Source organism: Streptomyces sp. NPDC001381 (genome assembly GCF_042895685.1).
Classification (GTDB): Bacteria; Actinomycetota; Actinomycetes; order Streptomycetales; family Streptomycetaceae; genus Streptomyces.
Genome location: NZ_JBIAWO010000002.1, coordinates 967,627 through 984,942, shown reverse-complemented (window position 1 = coordinate 984,942; position 17,316 = coordinate 967,627). Strand labels below are relative to the sequence as shown.

Sequence of the window (17,316 nt, the reverse complement as noted above, 5' to 3'; positions counted from 1 at the left end):
GGGCCGTCCGGCCCCCCTCGGCCGCCGGTCGGGCCGCACCGCGGCCTCCGGAGCGGGACCTCACCCGGTCAGTACGCCGGTGAGGGCGGCGTCCGGGTGACGGGCCGCAGCTCCCGGCCCGCCGTGCGGCGGGGGGTGGGCGGCCCCTCCGGTCCGTAGCCGAGGCGCAGGAGCAGCTGCGGGTGGGCGGTGCCGTCGGGGACGGCGACCAGGGCGTCGCGCAGGTCGGCCCACTCGACGGCCTGGTGCATCACCGACGCGCGCAGCCCGTGGGCCGTCGCGACGAGCCACACCCGCTCCAGGGCCTGTCCGGCGCACAGCCAGTCGACCCGGCGGTCGTGGCCGGTGGTCAGCACGGCGACGACCGGGGCCGCCTCGAAGGGCCGGGCGGTCAGCCGTTCGCGGTGGCGCTGGGCGGTGAAGTCCCGCAGCGGGATCCTCTCCCGGGCGTCCTGCGGTCCCAGTGCCGTGCGCGGCAGACCCGTGTCGGGCGCCGGTTCCAGGTCCCGGTGCACCCAGTGGCGGGCCTCGGCGGCCCGGTCCGCGTCGAGGCGGTTGCGTTCTTCGGCCTCGGCGGTCAGCCGCAGCAGACGCAGCGTGTCCGCCCCCTCGGTGAAGCGCAGCGAGGCGCCTTCCGCGAGGGCCGCCGCGGCGAGCTCCCGGCGCACCGCGGCGGGCAGCGGCCGGCTGGTGAAGGGGAAGCGGCTGCTGTGCCTGCGCCAGATCGCCTCGTACAGGTCCGCGTCCCGCTCCCCCGTCCGCCGGGCCGTGAGCCCCGCCGGCCGCACGGTGGCGAGCAGGGCGGGGTCGCGGGGGCTGGGCAGCAGACGGGTGACCGGTGACCACCCGAAGTGGGCGAGCGCGACCCGGAGGTTGAACACACAGGCCCCGACGGACAGGAGCAGGGCCCGCCCCGTGGGGTCCAGGTGCCGCATGCCCCGTCCGGGGTCGGCACGCACCTCGAACGTCACCGTCTCGGGGTCCAGTCCGAACCGCCAGGGCTGGGTGTTGTGGACCGAGGGCGCGGCCACCGCGGCGGAGACACAGGTCTCCAGGAGCGCGGCGCCGAACGATGTGCTCTCCATGATGCCCTCCTCGCGCGTGGGCGTCGGACGGCCGGTGTTCCTTGTCTCCTCCGAGCATCGGCGCCCCGTCCCGCCCCCGGCAGGGGTCGAAGGTCCCGGGCGTGGTGCCCGGCGGCCCACACGGTCTCCTGGGCTGAACGGCCCTTCGCAGCGGTGGAGTCGGTCCCTGGCGGCCCTGCACGGACCCCTGGTCGGCCCATGTCCCGGCACGGCTCCGGCTGTCACCTTCGGAACTGTCACGACGACGAGGAGGAGGTGCGGACCGATGCCCGGAAGCAAGTGCGCGAGGAAACGGCTGTGGCGGTGGCGCAGCAACCCGCTGCGGCGACACGACGACATCGTCGAGTCCTGGATCGTGCTGGCCGTGTGGACGGTCTTCACCGTGGGTGGCACGGCCGCCGGGCTGGTGACCGCTCACGCCGCCGACGAGGTGTTCGCACAGCAGCGAGCCGAACGTCAGCCGGTCCGGGCCGTGCTCCTGACCGACGTCCCGCTCGGCACCGCCACGCTCGGCGGGACCTCCGACCGCCGGATGACGAAGGTGCGCTGGACGGCGTCCGACGGCTCGACCCGCACGGGCCGGACGCTGGTGGACGCCGGCCTCGAGGCCGGGTCCCGGGTCACCGTCTGGCAGGACGCCCGGGGCCGGCTCACCGCCGAGCCGCCGAGCTCCACGGAAGCGGCGATCGAGTCGGGCTTCCTGGGCACCGCGGCCGCGGCCGGCCTCGCCGGCCTGGCGTTCGGTTCCGGAGCGGTCGCCCGGTGGCGGCTCGACCGGCGCCGGATCGACCAGTGGGGCAGGGAATGGGATCAGGTGGGACCGCGATGGGGCCACAAGACCAGCTGAGAGCATGGCAGACGCGTTCCGGGCTCCGGGCCGAAGAGAAGCGGCCCGGAGCCTTCCGCGTGTCCGGAGCGGGCTCCTACGGGCGCGTCAGGGCTTCGGCGACGCGTCCCGCCCAGGCCTCGATCGCGCCGAAGTCCCGGAAGTCGCCGCCCTTCCCGGAGCGGAGGATCATCTTGGCCACGCGCCCCTTGGCTCCTTCCCGCAGGCACCCTCCGAAGGTGACGTGCTCCCGGACGTCCAGCCGGAGCATGGCCCGCTGCACACCGCGCACGGGCGGGATGTCCCGCTCGGAGGCGGAGGCGTCGAGCGGTCCGCTGCTGAAGAACCACACGGGCCGCTGGGCGAGTTCGGCGCGGTGCCGGCGGACGAACCGCCGGGCGTCCTTCTGCCAGCGCCCCGCGTAGAGCCCGCCGCCGACCACGACGGCGTCGTACGGCTCCACGCTCGTCACGGACCGGGCCGGAAGCGCCTCCACCGTCAGCCCGTCCTTGCGCAGGACGTCGGCGACGGCTTCGGCGATCCCCTCGGTGGATCCGTTCGTCGTTCCGTAGGTGACCAACACGGTGCCGGTCATGGCGGTCCGCCTCCTCTCACAGTCGGCGCAGCCAGTCGTCGGCCACGCCGTGGACGGCCTGAGGCTGTTCCTCGGTACGCCACCGTGCGTCGTCCAGCCGGTAGGTCAGCTTCCCGACCACGTCGACCACACCGTCGATCCGGCGGGTCATCGACAGGGCGATCTCGGTGTCGCTCTTGCGCTCCATGTGTCCGGTGAGGGTGACGACGCCCTCCGTCACGGAGACCTCGACGCTGCGCGGCGGCAGCCACAGCGCGCGCACCAGGACCTCCTCGATCACCTCGTCGCGGATCTCCTTGTCGGGCCGCAGGAAGACCTGGAGGAGGTCGCGGCGGGTGACGATCCCGACGAGCCGGTCCTCCTCGTCGAGGACGGGGAGCCGTTCCACCCGCCGCCGGGCCATGGTGCGGGCGGCCTGGACGATGGTGTCGTCGGCGTGGACGGTGACCGGCGGTGCCGTCATCAGCCGGCCCGCGGTGCGCGCCCTGCCCTTCGCGGCCTGGCGCCGGGCGCCGGGCGCCAGCTCGGTGAGCCGCGCGCGGTTCTTCGGCTCGTAGGGGTCGGGAAGGGTCGCCTGGTGCATCATCAGGTCCGTCTCGGACAGGACACCGATGACCTTGTCGTCCTCGTCCACCACCGGCAGTCCGCTGATCCGGTGGGTCGCGAGCAGTCGGGCCACCTCCTTGAACGGGGTGCCGTACTCGGCGCGGACGACGTCCGTGGTCATCACGGAGCCGACCTTGTTGTGCCTCATGGCCGTTCCTCCTCAGCGCAGCCGGCGCAGATAGGGGTCGTGGGGGCGACGTGGCAGCAGGCGCAGCCGCGCGTCGAGCACGGTGACGCCGCCCGGTGTCGCCAGGACGGGGTTGAAGTCGACCTCGGCGAGCTGCGGCAGGTCGGCCGCCATCCGGGACAGCCGCAGCAGCAGCTGTTCCAGTTCCCCGAGGTCGACGGGGGTGTTTCCGTTCGCGCCCAGCAGCAGCGGGGCGCACCGCGGCGAGGTGATCAGCTCGTGGACGTCGCGGTCGGTGAGGGGGGCGAGGCGGGCGGCGTGGTCGGCGAGGACCTCGGTGGCCGTGCCGCCGAGCCCGAACAGGACGAGCGGGCCGAAGACCTCGTCCTGGACGACACCGGCGAACAGCTCGGTGCCGCGGGCGGCGAGGGGTTGCAGGACCACGCCGGTCAGCAGACCGGCGAAGCGGGTCTCCAGGTCCCGGAAGGCGGCCCGGACCTGGGAGTCGCCGCGCAGATCCAGGTGGACGGCCCGCTGCTGGGACTTGTGCAGCAGCCCGGGCCAGTGGGCCTTCATGACCACCCGGCCGTCGAAGCCGCGCAGCCGGTCGGCGGCGAGCACGGCCTCGTCCTCGGTCTCGGCCCAGGCCCACGGGATCTGCGGGATGCTGTAGCAGGCCATCAGGTCGGCGCAGGTGCGCGGGTCGAGCCAGCCGCCGTCGGGATGCGCGCCGAGGTACTCCTCGACGACCGCACGGGCCCGCCCGGTCTCGATGTCGTCGAGGGCGGGGACGGCGCCGGCGGGCCGGGCGAGCCAGGCGGCCCGCTCGGCGGCATGGGCCAGGGCGCGGGCCGCCGCCTGGGGTTCGGCGTAGGAGGGGACGGTGCCGCCGTCGGCCGCGGGCAGCAGCCGGACGGGCAGGTCCTGTTCCAGGCGCACGGCGAGCACGGGCCGCGGCCGCCGGCCGGGGCCCCCGGTGAGGGCCCGGACCAGGTCGTCCCCGGTGGCCGCGGCGACCGCCGTGGGCACGAGGGCCACGACGACGGCGTCGATGCCGGCGCACCGGGTGAGGCGGTCGACGCACGCCGTCAGCTGTTCCTCGGACACGGCGGCGGTGGCGTCGACCGGGTTGCCGACGGTGGCGCCGTCCGGCAGTACGGCGAGCAGTTCCTCGACCGTCGCGGGGGTGAACGGCGGCAGCGCCAGTCCGGCCTCCGCGCAGGCGTCGGCGGCGAGCACCCCGGCTCCGCCCGCGTTGGTGACGATCGCGACGCGACTGCCTTCCGGCAGCGGCTGGGAGTGGAACAGGGCCGCCGTTTCGAGGAGTTCGCCGACCGAGCGGGTCGCGGTGATGCCGGCCTGGGTGAACAGCGCGCCGCGGGTCATGGTGCGGGTGGCGGCGGCCGCGGTGTGGGAGGCGGCGGCCTTGCGGCCGGCGTCGGTACGGCCGGCGTCGACGGTCAGCACCGGGATGCGGCGGGTCACGCGCCGGGCGGTGCGGGAGAAGGCGCGCGGATTGCCGAAGGACTCCAGGTGCAGCAGGGCGAGCTCGGTGCGGCCGTCGCTCTCCCACCACTGGAGCATGTCGTTGCCGCTGACGTCGTACTTGTCGCCGAGGGAGGCGAAGGACGACACGCCGATGCCCAGCCGGGACAGCCCGTCGAGCAGGGCGATGCCGACCCCGCCGGACTGCACGGCGACTCCGGCCGTCCCGGGCCGGGGGTGTCCGGCGGCGAAGGTGGCGTCGAGGCTCAGCTCGGGGTCGGTGTGGGAGATGCCGAGGCAGTTGGGGCCGACGAGGCGCATGCCGTAGGTGCGGCAGGCGGTCAGCAGGGCCTGTGCCTGGGCGTGGTCCAGGCCTGCGGTGACGACGACGAGGGCGCGGGCCCCGGCCCGGCCGCTCTCCTCGGCGACGGCCGCCACCGCCGCGGCCGGTACGGCCACGACCACCAGGTCGGGCTTCTTGGGCAGCGCGGCGACCGAGGGGTGGGACGGCACGCCGAGCACGGAGCTGACCTTGGGGTTCACGGCGAAGAGGCGGCCGGTGAAGCCGCCCGTGCGCAGATGGTGCAGGACGGCCCGGCCCACGGAGCCGGGGGTGCGTCCGGCGCCGACCACGGCGACCACGGACGGCCGCAGCAGGGGCAGCAGGCTGGCCACGTCGGCGGACCGGCCCCGGGCCTCGACGGCCGACAGATAGGTGTCGTCCTGGTCCAGGTGGACGGTGCAGCGCACCTCGGGCCCCTCGAAGCGGCGGGAGGTGCGCAGGCCGAGGTCGGCGAAGAGACGGAGCACCTCGTGGTTCTCGCTGAGCGCGTCGGCCGTGAAGGTGGCGATGCCCTCCGCGCGCGCCGCCGAGGCCAGGTGTTCGACGAGAAGCGTGCCGACCCCGCGGTGGTGGAGGCCGTCGGCGACGGCGATGGAGACCTCCGCGCCGTTCTTCCGCCCGCCGTCCCCGTCCCGGTCCCCGCCGGTGTCGTACTCGGCGAGGCCGATCACCCTGCCGTCCACCTCGGCCAGCAGGGCCCGGTAGCCCGGCCGGGGCGGAGCGCAGGCCCGGTCGGCGGCGAGGGCGCCCGAGCGCCTGCTCGCCGAGAAGAACCGCAGCCGGAGGTTCTCCGGCGACATCTCCTCGTAGAACCCTCGCAGCTGTTCGCGGTCGCCCGGCAGCACCGGCCGGATGCACACGGTGGTGCCGTCCGCGAGCAGGGCGTGAACCGGGGCCCGGTCGAGCAGGTCGTCCGTCATCGCAGGTCTCCTCGGTGGCTCTCGATACTTCGATCGTCCGGCGCGGAGGCGGGGATCGCATGGGCTGTACGGGGCCGCCCCGTGGCCGGTCGGCCCTTCCGGCGCCCGCCGATGGACCCCCCTCCGCCGCACGGGCGGGGCGCGCGGCCGGGACGCGTCAGTCGTCCGCCACCAGGGCCGTCAGGTCCAGCAGCCGGTTGGCGTAGCCCCACTCGTTGTCGTACCAGCCGAAGACCTTGGCCAGGGTGCCGTCGGCCTGGGTCAGGGCCGGGTCGAAGACGCAGGACGCGGGGTCGCCGATGACGTCGCGGGAGACGATCGGGGCCTCGGAGACGCGCACGATGCCGTGCAGCGGACCGTTCGCGGCCGCCTCGAACGCGGCGTTGATCTCGTCGGCGCTCGCCTCCCGGCCGAGGACTACGGCGAGGTCGGTGAGCGAGCCGTCCTCCACGGGCACCCGGACCGCGATCCCGTTCAGCGTCCCGGCCAGCTCCGGCATCACCAGTCCCACGGCGCGGGCGGCGCCGGTGCTGGTGGGGATGATGCTGACGGCGGCCGAGCGGGCCCGGCGCAGGTCGCGGTGCGGGCCGTCCAGCAGCGACTGGTCGTTGGTGTAGCCGTGGATGGTGGTCATCACTCCGCGCTCGACGCCGAAGGCGTCGTCGAGCACCTTCACCATCGGGGCGACGCAGTTGGTGGTGCAGGAGGCGGCGGAGACGATCCGGTCGCTGTGCCGGTCGTAGGTCCTGTCGTTGACGCCCATCACGATGGTGGCGTCCACGCCCTTGCCGGGCGCCGACAGCAGCACGGTGTGGGCTCCGCCCTTCAGGTGCAGGGCCGCCGCGTCCCGGTCCCGGAAGCGGCCGGTGGACTCGACGACGATGCCGGCGCCGTAGTCGGACCAGTGCAGGGCGGCGGGGTCGCGTTCGGCGGTGACGGCGATGCGCCGTCCGTCGACCGTGAGGGAGCTGTCGTCGTGCTCGACGTCGCGTCCGATGCGCCCGAACGTGGAGTCGTACTCCAGCAGGTGGGCCAGGGTGGCGGGTGAGGCGATGTCGTTGATCGCGACCACCTCGACGTCCTGGAGGCCTTCCTCGGCACGGTCGAGGGCGGCGCGCAGGTAGGTGCGGCCGATCCGCCCGAAGCCGTTGATGCCGACGCGTACGGTCATGGCGGGACTTCCTTGTCGGGAGTGAGGGACGGTCAGGCGTTCCAGGTCCAGTCGGCGACCTCGGGAAGGTCGGTGCCGTGCTCGCGGATCCAGGCCTGGTGGCGGGTGCGCACGTCGGCCATCCGCTGCCGTACGGCGGCGGCCCGCACCGCGAGTCCGGGGACGCGGTCGATGACGTCCATGACCAGGCGGTAGCGGTCGAGGTCGTTGCGGACGACCATGTCGAACGGGGTGGTCGTGGTGCCGGACTCCTTGTAGCCGCGCACGTGCAGGTTGCGGTGGCCGGTGCGGCGGTAGGCCAGGCGGTGGATCAGCCAGGGGTAGCCGTGGTAGGCGAAGATCACCGGCTTGTCGGTGGTGAACAGGCCGTCGTACTCGAAGTCGCTCATGCCGTGCGGGTGTTCCTCGCGCGGCAGCAGCCGGGTCATGTCGACCACGTTGACCACCCGGACGGCGAGGCCGGGCAGGTGCCTGCGCAGGAGCTGGGCGGCGGCCAGCACCTCCTGGGTGGGGACGTCACCGGCGCAGGCCAGGACGACGTCCGGTTCGCCGCCGTTCTCCGTGCCGGCCCACTCCCAGATTCCGGCGCCGCGGGCGCAGTGGGCGCGGGCCTGGTCCAGGGTCAGCCAGTCGAAGCAGGGCTGTTTGCCGGCCACGATCACATTGACGTGGTCGCGGCTGCGCAGGGCGTGGTCCGCCACCGACAGCAGGGTGTTGGCGTCCGGCGGCAGATAGACGCGTACGACCTCGGGGCTCTTGTTGAGGACGTGGTCGACGAAGCCGGGGTCCTGGTGGGAGAAGCCGTTGTGGTCCTGGCGCCAGACGTGCGACGTGAGCAGGTAGTTGAGGGAGGCGATCGGGGCCCGCCACGGCAGCTCCCGCGACGTCTTCAGCCACTTGATGTGCTGGTTGACCATCGAGTCGACGATGTGGACGAACGCCTCGTAGCAGGAGAACAGTCCGTGACGGCCCGTCAGGAGGTAGCCCTCCAGCCAGCCCTGGCAGGTGTGCTCGGAGAGGATCTCCAGGACCCGCCCGTGGTGCTCGAGGTGTTCGTCGACCGGCAGATGCTGTGCCTGCCAGGCCTTCCCGCTGACGTCGAAGACCGCCTGGAGCCGGTTGGACGCGGTCTCGTCCGGTCCGACCAGCCGGAAGTCCCGGCGTCCTCCGGTGTCCTTCATGACCCGGGCCAGCAGGTCCCCGAGCACACGGGTGGGCTCGTGCAGGGTCGTGCCCGGCTTGTCGACCGGGACGGCGAACTCGTCGAGCGGCGCGAGCGGCAGGTCCCGCACGAGCAGGCCGCCGTTGGCGTGCGGGGTGGCGCCGAGCCGCCGGGCGCCGTCGGGGACGCAGGCGAGGACGTCGGCCACGGGCCGTCCGTCGGCGCCGAAGAGCTCCGCGGGCCGGTAGGAGCGCAGCCAGGCCTCCAGCCGGCGCAGGTGCTCGGGGTTCTCCCGGACGCCGGTCAGCGGCACCTGGTGGGCGCGCCAGGTGCCCTCGACGGGCTCGCCGTCCACCTCGGCGGGACCGGTCCAGCCCTTGGGGGTGCGCAGCACGATCACGGGCCAGTGCACGCGCTCGGCGACATCGTCCTCGCGGGCGGTCCGCTGCATCACGGCGATGCGGTCCAGCGCGTCGTCCATCGCCCGGGCCATGGCCCGGTGCACCCGCGCCGGGTCGTCGCCGGTGACGTGGATCGGGTCGTGGCCGTATCCCCGCAGCAGCGCGTCGAGTTCGCTCTCCGGCAGCCGGGAGAGCACCGTCGGGTTGGCGATCTTGTAGCCGTTGAGGTGCAGGATCGGCAGCACCACGCCGTCGTGCACGGGGTCGAGGAACTTGTCGGAGTGCCAGGCGGCGGCCAGCGGCCCGGTCTCCGCCTCGCCGTCGCCGATCACACAGGCCACCAGCAGGCCCGGGTTGTCGAAGGCGGCGCCGTAGGCGTGCGCCAGCGAATAGCCGAGCTCACCGCCCTCGTGGATCGAGCCGGGCGTCTCCGGCGCGACATGGCTGGGCACACCGCCGGGGAAGGAGAACTGCCGGAACAGCCGCGCCATGCCCGCCCCGTCCCGCGGCACGTCCGGGTACGTCTCGCTGTAACTGCCCTCCAGCCAGGAGTTGGCGAGGATGGACGGCCCTCCGTGGCCCGGCCCCCAGATGCACAGCGCGTCGAGTCCGCGTGCCTTGATCACCCGGTTGAGGTGGGTGTACACGAGGTTCAGTCCGGGCGAGGTGCCCCAGTGGCCGAGCAGCCGCGGCTTGATGTGCTCGGGCCTCAGAGGCTCGGTCAGCAGCGGGTTGGACATCAGGTAGATCTGTCCGGCGGCCAGGTAATTGGCGGCCCGCCAGTGCGCGTCCAGGGTGCGCAGCTCGTCGTCGGAAAGTACGGTGGCGTCCTGGTGTTCGACCGTGGACATGGGTGAGACTCCGGAAGTCGTCGGCGTAGAAGGTCATCGGGGTGTGGAGGCGGCATGGCCGGCAAGGACGCGGCGCAGGTGTCGCGCAAGACCTACGAGAAGGAACTGCTCAGGCTGCAGACGGAGCTGGTGAAGCTGCAGGAGTGGGTGCGCGCCGAGGGCGCCAGGCTGGTCGTGGTCTTCGAGGGGCGGGACGCGGCGGGCAAGGGCGGGACGATCAAGCGCGTCGCCGAGCATCTCAACCCGCGCGTGGCGCGGATCGCGGCGCTGCCGAAGCCGACCGAGCGCGAGCGCAGCCAGTGGTACTTCCAGCGGTACGTCGAGCATCTGCCGGCGGCCGGGGAGATCGTGCTGTTCGACCGGTCCTGGTACAACCGGGCCGGGGTCGAGCATGTGATGGGCTTCTGCACGAAGGAGGAGCACCAGCTCTTCCTGCGGCAGTGCCCGATCTTCGAGCGGATGCTCGTCGAGGACGGGATCCTGCTGCGCAAGTACTGGTTCTCGGTGAGCGACACCGAGCAGCAGGAGCGTTTCCGGCGCCGGCTGGAGGACCCGCTGCGGCGCTGGAAGCTGTCCCCCATGGACCTGGAGTCCCTCGCCCGGTGGGAGGCCTACTCGCGGGCCAAGGACGAGATGATGGTGCACACCGACATCGGCGAGGCGCCCTGGTACGTGGTGGAGAGCGACGACAAACGCCGGGCGCGGCTGAACATGATCGCCCATCTGCTGGGCTCCCTGCCCTACGCCGAGGTGCCGCCGCCGGTGCTGGAGCTGCCGGAGCGGCCCCCGTCGACCGGCTATGTGCGCACGCCGCGCGATCTGCGGACCTACGTCCCCGACCACGCGGCGGGCCTCTGAGCAGCCGGCCACCTCCCTCACTCCCGCTCGGGTACGACCGCGACGGCGCAGGCGGCGTGGTGCAGCACCGCGTGGGCGACCCGCCCCAGCTGGAGTCCGAGGTGCCCGGGGTTGCGGCGGGCCCCGACCACCAGCAGGTCGGCCTCGTGGGAGGCGGCGAGGAGGACCCGGCGGGCCGGTCCCTCGACCGTGCGCCGGTGCAGGTCCACGTCCGCGGGCGCGTCCCGCAGCGCCTTCTCCAGCACCTCGGCCGCGGCCTCTTCGTGCAGCCGGGCGGGTTCGCCGGCGAGCAGCGGGTGATCGGTGCTCTCGTGCGCGGGGCAGCGCCAGGCCCGTACCGCGTCCAGGGCCGCGTGCCGCAGCCTCGCCTCCTCGAAGGCGAAGCGCAGGGCGGCGGAGTCCGTGCCCTTCTCGCCGACGCCCACGACGACCCGGCCGTGCGTGCCGGTGCCGCCCCGGTTGTCGTGACCGCCGCGCAGCACGATCACCGGGCAGTCCGCGTGGGCGGCCACGGCGAGGCTGACGGACCCGAGCAGCATCTCGACGAGGCCGCTGCGCCCGCGGGTGCCCAGCACCAGCGCGGAGGCGCTGCGTCCCTCCCGCACCAGCGCGTACTCCGGTTCCTCGGCGAGCACGTCGGCCGAGACCTTCACCTCGGGCCGCCGGCGGTGGGCGCGGCGTGCGGCGGTCGCGACGATGTCGTCCGCCCGTACCTCCTCGTACGGCTTGGCGAGGTCCTCGGCGAGGGCGGAACCCTCGTAGCGCTCCCACAGGGAGGCGTACACGACCCGCAGCGGCACCCCGCGCAGGGCTGCTTCGTCGGCCGCCCAGTCGACGGCGCGCAGGCTCGGTTCGGAGCCGTCGACGCCGACGACCAGGGGCAGTTCGCGGGCGGTCATCACAGCGCTCCGAAGTCGAAGACGATCCGTGCCCTGACCTGACCCCGCAGCACCTCGTCGATGGACTCGTTGACCGAGGCCAGCGGGCGGGTCTCGTAGATGACCTTGGTCCGGCCCGCGGCGTGCAGCTGGAAGACCTCGGCGAGGTCCTGCCGGGTGCCCACGATGGAGCCGATCACCGAGGTGCCGTTCAGCACGGTGTCGAAGATGGGGACCCGGACCGTGCCGTGCGCCGGCAGGGCCACCATGACCAGCTTGCCGCCGCGCCGCAGACCGGAGTTGACGGCCTCGAAGGCCGCGTCGTTCACCGCGAGGGCGATCGCCGCGTGGGCACCGCCGTGCCGCTTGAGCACCTCGCCGACGTCGTGCTTGCGGGCGTCGATGACGAGGTCGGCGCCCAGCTCCGCGGCCAGTTCGAGCTTCTCGTCGGTGACGTCGATCGCGGCGACCGTCGCGCCGGCGATCTTGGCGTACTGGACGGCGAGGTGACCGAGGCCGCCGATCCCCGATATCGCGACGAGCTGGGTGGGCCGGACGTCGGCGACCTTCAGCGCCTTGTACGTCGTCACCCCCGCGCAGGTCAGCGGGGCGGCGTCCAGGGCGGTGATGCCCTGGGGCACCGGCTGGGCGAAGTCGGCCCAGGCCAGCATCTTCTCGGCGTAGCCGCCGTCGCAGCCGTAGCCGGTGTTGATCTGCTGCTCGCACAGCGTCTCCCAGCCGGACAGGCAGTGCTCGCACCGCCCGCACGCCCTGCCGAGCCAGGGCACGGCCACCCGCTGTCCGACGGACAGGTGGGTGACGCCCTCGCCCAGCTTCTCGACCAGGCCGACGCCCTCGTGGCCCGGCACGAACGGCGGGTTCGGCTTCACCGGCCAGTCGCCGTGGGCGGCGTGGATGTCGGTGTGGCAGAGCCCGGAGGCCTCGACGCGGATCCGGACCTGGCCGGGGCCGGGCTCGGGGTCGGGGCGCTCCTCGACGACCAGGGGCTCACCGAACGCTCGGACAACCGCTGCCTTCATGGGTCTCTTCTCCTCGGAAGCGGGTCAGCTGTGGGGGACGACGGCGACGGGGGCGGTGGAGTGGTGCAGCACCGCGTGCGTGACATGGCCGACGTGCGCGCCGAACGGGCTGCGGCGGATCCGCCGGCCCACCACGACGAGGGAGGCCTCACGCGAGGCGTCCACGACGTGGACGGCGGCGCTGCCGTAGCGGGACTCCTCGACGACCTTCACGTCCGGGTACTTCTTCCGCCAGGGGCGCAGCACCTCGGACAGGGCCTCGGAGGCGCTCAGCGCCAGCGCCTCGTGCAGCGCGGGGTTGGCGGGCGTTCCGTAGGCGTAGTAGGGCGGCGGGTTCCAGCCGTGGACGACCCGCAGCGAGGTCGACCGGCGCTGGGCGGCGTCGAAGGCGAACTCGATCAGCGTCTCGTCCGGGTGGTCGGTGTCGAGTCCGAGGACCACGGGCCGGAACGGCGTCGCGGCGGACGGGACACCCGCCGGGTCGGGCTCGTGCTCGTCGGCGGCCACCTCCAGGGCGCGGACCAGCACCACGGGGCGGTCGGCGTGGGCGACGACCGACAGACCGACGGAGCCGACCATGAACCCGCCGATGCCGCTGAGGCCGCGGGAGCCCAGGACGAGCAGTTCGGCGCTCTTCGCCGCCTCGGCGAGGGCGTCGGCCGGGTGTCCGGAGAGCTGCTCCCTGATCACCTCGACGCCGGGGTGGCGCAGACCGATGCCCTCGGCGGCTTCCCGGGGAATGCGCTCGGTCCAGTGCTGCTGGGTCTCTGCGCCCAGGAGGGGCGCCTGGGCCATGGGCTCCGGCACCGGCTCCCAGACGTGGACGATCTTCAGCGGCAGGCCGCGCAGCTGGGCTTCGCGAGCCGCCCATTCCGCGGCGGCACGGCTCTCGCGGGAGCCGTCGAGCCCTACGGTGATGGTGCGGAGCATGATCTCTACCTCCTGTGGTGAGGATCCGATTACAGAGTGGTCGTCGAAGGGGTCTCGCGGGGAGGGGCCAGTGGTCCCGAGCCGGGGCCGACGGTCCTCCGCGCAGCGCGGTGCGGTGGGCCCGGGGAGGGACCCACCGCACCTTCGGCGCTCAGCGCAGCCAGCCGTGGTCGCGGACGAGCGGCAACCGGGCCCAGAGCCGGCCCGCGCCCAGGGTGTCGCCGGCGGCGGCAGCGGCCACCACGATCAGGGCGACGGCGTAGATCACGTGGTAGTCGACGAGCGGGTTCGTGGACATGCTCGCCGAGCCGTCCGCGAGGTGCTTGGCCGGCGGCCATTCGGCGATCCACATCAGCGCCATCATCACGGTGCCGGCGACGGCGGCGAGGCGCAGCGCGACCCCCGCGACCAGGGCGAGGCCGATCCCGAGCAGACCGAGCATGAACAGCCAGTCCGCCCACGGGTCGCCGGCCCAGGAGTGGAAGGTCGACTCCATCGGCCCGACGGCGACGGAACCGAGGAAGCCCTTGGTCGGCGAGCCGCCGTCGATCCAGCCCTTGCCGGACGGGGTGGCGTAGCCGAAGCCGAAGGTCTTGTCGAGGAAGGCCCACAGGAAGACGAACCCGGTGAGCAGACGCAGGGAGGCGAAGGCGTAGGCCCGCGCGGTGTGCGTGTCGGTGGCGGCCGACGAGGCCGACTCGGATGCGGAGGCGGTCCGGTTCCTGCGGAAGGTCGGCAGGTGGAAGCCGGGGCTCCGGTGAGGGTGCTCGTGCACGGCCATGGTCGTGATTCCCTTCGGGGGCGGTCGGGGCGGTGCCTGACACCACTCACTCTGGCGGTGCGCGCCGCCCGGCGCCGCAGGCCGAAGGTCTGCCGCCCCGGGGCTGAACGTCCCTGTCTCCAGGGACCGTTGGTGCGGCGGGAGGGCACGGCTGCGCGCCGCGCCGCACCTGGACCGCGGTCAGTAGGCGGGCACGCCCCGCTCCCGGAAGCGTGCGCGGACGCTCTCGGTGAGGGCCGGGTCGGGGGTCGGCGTGTCGCGCAGCGGGAAGGGGATGCCGAGGGCGTCGTACTTGTGGGCGCCGAGCTTGTGGAAGGGCAGCACGTCGACCCGCTCGACCGTGCCCAGCCCCGCGACGAATTCGGCGAGGGCGTCCACGGACCGCGGGTCGTCGGTCCAGCCGGGCACCAGCACGTAGCGGATCCGCATCGGGACGCCGAGACGGTCCAGCCGGGTGGCGAAGCTGAGGGTGGGGGCGAGCCGGCCGCCGGTCAGCTTCCGGTAGGTGTCGATGTCGAAGGACTTGATGTCCAGCAGGACCAGGTCGGTGGCGGCGAGGAGTTCGTCGGTGGCGCGGGCGCCGAGGAAGCCGGACGTGTCCAGGGCGGTGTGCAGTCCGGCCTCCTTGCAGCGGCGCAGCACCTCGCCGGTGAAGGCCGGCTGGAGCAGGGGTTCGCCGCCGGTGACGGTCACCCCTCCCCCGGCGGTGGTGACGAAGGCCCGGTACTTCTCGATCTCCGCCATCACCTCGTCCACGGTCGCCTCCCGGCCGTCCCGCATGTGCCAGGTGTCGGGGTTGGCGCAGTACAGACAGCGCAGGGGGCAGCCGCTGACGAAGAGCACGAACCGGGTCCCGGGACCGTCCACGCCGGTGGACAGGTCCCAGGAGTGGATCCGGCCGGTCGTCATCGCCTTCACAGGGTTCCGTGGAAGGTGCGGCTGATCACGTCGAGCTGCTGCTCACGGGTCAGGCGGACGAAGTTGACGGCGTATCCGGAGACCCGGATGGTCAGGTCGGGGTAGTTCTCCGGGTGTGCCATCGCGTCCTCGAGGGTGGCGCGGTCCAGCACGTTGACGTTCATGTGGAAGCCGCCCGTGGCCATGTAGGCGTCGAGGATGCCCACCAGGTGGCCCGCGCGCTCCTCGGGGGCGTGTCCCAGGCCCTCCGGGGTGATGGTGGTGGTCAGCGAGATGCCGTCGCGGGCCTGCTCGTACGGCAGCTTGGCCACCGACAGCGCGGAGGCGGCGACGCCGTGCCGGTCACGGCCGTTCATCGGGTTGGCTCCGGGAGCGAAGGGCTGTCCGGCCCGCCGTCCGTCGGGGGTGTTGCCGGTGTGCTTGCCGTAGACGACGTTGGAGGTGATGGTCAGCACCGACTGGGTGTGCTCGGCGTCCCGGTAGGTGGGGTGCCGGCGGACCTTCGCCATGAACGTCTCGACCAGGCCGACGGCGAGCGAGTCCGCGCGGTCGTCGTTGTTGCCGTACGCGGGGAACTCGCCCTCGGTCAGGAAGTCGACGGCCAGTCCGGTCGCGTCCCGGATGACCTTCACCCGGGCGTGCTTGACCGCGGACAGGCTGTCCGCCGCGACCGACAGTCCGGCGATGCCGCAGGCCATGAAGCGGTGCACGGGGTGGTCGTGCAGCGCCATCTCGATGCGCTCGTAGGCGTACTTGTCGTGCATGTAGTGGATGACGTTGAGGGTGTTGACGTACGTCCCCGCCAGCCAGTCCAGGACCCGGTCGTAGGCCGCGGACAGCTCCTCGTAGTCCAGGTACTCGCCGGTCAGCGCGGGCATCTCGGGGGTGACCTGGTCGCCGGTCATCTCGTCGCGGCCGCCGTTGACGGCGTAGAGCAGGGCCTTGGCCAGGTTGACGCGCGCCCCGAAGAACTGCATCTGCCGGCCCACCGCCATGGCGGAGACACAGCAGGCGATCGCGGTGTCGTCGCCGGTGTTCGGCCGCAGCAGTTCGTCCGACTCGTACTGGACGGCGCTGGTGTCGATGGACACCTGGGCGCAGAACTCCTTGAAGCCGGCGGGCAGCCGGGGCGACCACAGCACGGTGAGGTTGGGTTCGGGGGCGGGGCCGAGGTTGTAGAGGGTCTGCAGGAAGCGGAACGAGGTGCGGGTGACCAGCGGGCGGCCGTCGGCGCCGATGCCGCCGATCGACTCGGTGACCCAGGTGGGGTCGCCGGAGAACAGGGCGTCGTACTCGGGCGTGCGCAGGAACCGGACGATCCGCAGCTTGATCACGAAGTCGTCGATGAGTTCCTGGGCGCGGGACTCGTCGATGATCCCCTCGTCCAGGTCGCGCTGGAGGTAGACGTCGAGGAAGGTCGAGGTGCGGCCCAGCGACATCGCGGCGCCGTTCTGTTCCTTCACCGCGGCGAGATAGCCGAGGTAGAGCCACTGGACGGCCTCGTGCGCGGTGAGCGCGGGACGGGAGACGTCACAGCCGTAGGTCGCCGCCATGCGGGTCAGTTCGCCCAGTGCCCTGATCTGCTCGGCGAGTTCCTCGCGGTCGCGGATGACGTGCTCGGTGGACGGCCGGCCGTCCAGCTGGGCCTTCTCCGCGCGCTTGGCCTCGATCAGCCGGTCGGTGCCGTACAGGGCGACGCGCCGGTAGTCGCCGATGATCCGGCCGCGGCCGTAGGCGTCGGGCAGGCCGGTGATGATGCCGACCCTGCGGGCGGTCCGCATCTCGGGGGTGTACGCGTCGAAGACACCGGCGTTGTGGGTCTTGCGGTAGGTGCCGAAGACCTCGGTGACGAACGGGTCGGGCTCGTAGCCGTACGCCTTGAGGCCGTTCTCCACCATGCGCAGGCCGCCGTTGGGCATGATCGCGCGCTTGAGCGGGGCGTCGGTCTGCAGACCGACGATCAGTTCGCGGTCCCGGTCGATCCAGCCGGGGGCGTGCGAGGTGATCGTCGAGGGCGTCGCGGCGTCCACGTCGAGGATGCCCCGGGCGCGCTCCTCGGGGAACAGGGCGCTGACCTTCTCCCAGACGGCCCGGGTGCGCTCCGTGGAACCGGTCAGGAACGACGCGTCGCCTTCGTACGGGGTGTAGTTGGCCTGGATGAAGTCGCGTACGTCGATCAGCTCGCGCCAGCGTGCCCCGGCGAAGCCTCGCCAGGCCTCGGCGACCTTGTCACCGACTGTCACGGTTGCGGTCATCGCCGTTCCTCTCCTCGGTTCGTGTCCTGCACTTCGATGCTCGTCGCTCGTGATCGTCACGGGGAGTGCCGGAAGGCGCCCGCG

14 protein-coding genes are annotated in these 17,316 nt (G+C 73.0%); 2 read left to right on the top strand and 12 right to left on the bottom strand.

Annotated elements, in window-relative coordinates:
• Positions 1–68: 68 nt before the first annotated feature.
• Positions 69–1,085, bottom strand: coding sequence for an Acg family FMN-binding oxidoreductase (locus tag ACFY2L_RS11435; protein ID WP_390822125.1), 1,017 nt, complete (start codon positions 1,083–1,085; stop codon positions 69–71).
• 265 nt (positions 1,086–1,350) lie between these two features.
• Here ACFY2L_RS11435 and ACFY2L_RS11430 point away from each other — a divergent pair, with 265 nt between their 5' ends.
• On the top strand, positions 1,351–1,932 hold the full coding sequence (locus ACFY2L_RS11430) for a hypothetical protein (protein ID WP_390656697.1): 582 nt from the start codon (positions 1,351–1,353) through the stop codon (positions 1,930–1,932).
• A 76-nt stretch (positions 1,933–2,008) separates the two neighbouring features.
• Here ACFY2L_RS11430 and ACFY2L_RS11425 read toward each other — a convergent pair whose 3' ends face one another.
• From ACFY2L_RS11425 to ACFY2L_RS11405, 5 genes are all read right to left on the bottom strand, one after another.
• Positions 2,009–2,506 (bottom strand): flavodoxin domain-containing protein, encoded by a 498-nt coding sequence (locus ACFY2L_RS11425; protein WP_390656696.1) that lies wholly within the window; start codon positions 2,504–2,506, stop codon positions 2,009–2,011.
• Between the two features lie 16 nt (positions 2,507–2,522).
• Entirely contained in the window at positions 2,523–3,260 is a 738-nt protein-coding gene (locus ACFY2L_RS11420; RefSeq protein ID WP_390656695.1) for a CBS domain-containing protein, read from the bottom strand.
• Positions 3,261–3,272: 12 nt separating this feature from the next.
• Positions 3,273–5,987 (bottom strand): GNAT family N-acetyltransferase, encoded by a 2,715-nt coding sequence (locus ACFY2L_RS11415; RefSeq protein WP_390822124.1) that lies wholly within the window; start codon positions 5,985–5,987, stop codon positions 3,273–3,275.
• 157 nt (positions 5,988–6,144) lie between these two features.
• On the bottom strand, positions 6,145–7,158 hold the full coding sequence (gene gap, locus ACFY2L_RS11410; RefSeq protein WP_390822122.1) for a type I glyceraldehyde-3-phosphate dehydrogenase: 1,014 nt from the start codon (positions 7,156–7,158) through the stop codon (positions 6,145–6,147).
• A gap of 32 nt (positions 7,159–7,190) precedes the next feature.
• Positions 7,191–9,572: a phosphoketolase gene (locus tag ACFY2L_RS11405; RefSeq protein WP_390822121.1), complete on the bottom strand. Its 2,382-nt coding sequence runs from the start codon at positions 9,570–9,572 to the stop codon at positions 7,191–7,193.
• A 54-nt stretch (positions 9,573–9,626) separates the two neighbouring features.
• Between ACFY2L_RS11405 and ppk2 the strand changes: the two genes are divergently transcribed.
• Entirely contained in the window at positions 9,627–10,430 is an 804-nt protein-coding gene (gene ppk2 / locus ACFY2L_RS11400; protein WP_390656691.1) for a polyphosphate kinase 2, read from the top strand.
• A 17-nt stretch (positions 10,431–10,447) separates the two neighbouring features.
• Here the strand turns inward: ppk2 and ACFY2L_RS11395 are convergent, their stop codons facing one another.
• From ACFY2L_RS11395 to pflB, 6 genes are all read right to left on the bottom strand, one after another.
• Positions 10,448–11,329: a universal stress protein gene (locus ACFY2L_RS11395; RefSeq protein WP_390822120.1), complete on the bottom strand. Its 882-nt coding sequence runs from the start codon at positions 11,327–11,329 to the stop codon at positions 10,448–10,450.
• The gene (gene adhP / locus ACFY2L_RS11390; protein WP_390656689.1) at positions 11,329–12,348 is read right to left on the bottom strand and encodes an alcohol dehydrogenase AdhP; all 1,020 of its coding nucleotides are present in this window, start codon (positions 12,346–12,348) and stop codon (positions 11,329–11,331) included. The genes ACFY2L_RS11395 and adhP overlap by 1 nt, the downstream gene beginning before the upstream one ends.
• Positions 12,349–12,372: 24 nt before the next feature.
• On the bottom strand, positions 12,373–13,278 hold the full coding sequence (locus tag ACFY2L_RS11385; RefSeq protein WP_390656688.1) for a universal stress protein: 906 nt from the start codon (positions 13,276–13,278) through the stop codon (positions 12,373–12,375).
• A 151-nt stretch (positions 13,279–13,429) separates the two neighbouring features.
• Positions 13,430–14,059 (bottom strand): hypothetical protein, encoded by a 630-nt coding sequence (locus ACFY2L_RS11380; protein ID WP_390656687.1) that lies wholly within the window; start codon positions 14,057–14,059, stop codon positions 13,430–13,432.
• 180 nt (positions 14,060–14,239) lie between these two features.
• Positions 14,240–14,968, bottom strand: a complete 729-nt coding sequence (gene pflA, locus ACFY2L_RS11375; protein ID WP_390822119.1) for a pyruvate formate-lyase-activating protein — start codon at positions 14,966–14,968, stop codon at positions 14,240–14,242.
• A gap of 5 nt (positions 14,969–14,973) precedes the next feature.
• Positions 14,974–17,232 (bottom strand): formate C-acetyltransferase, encoded by a 2,259-nt coding sequence (pflB, locus tag ACFY2L_RS11370; protein ID WP_390656685.1) that lies wholly within the window; start codon positions 17,230–17,232, stop codon positions 14,974–14,976.
• Between the last annotated feature and the right edge of the window lie 84 nt (positions 17,233–17,316).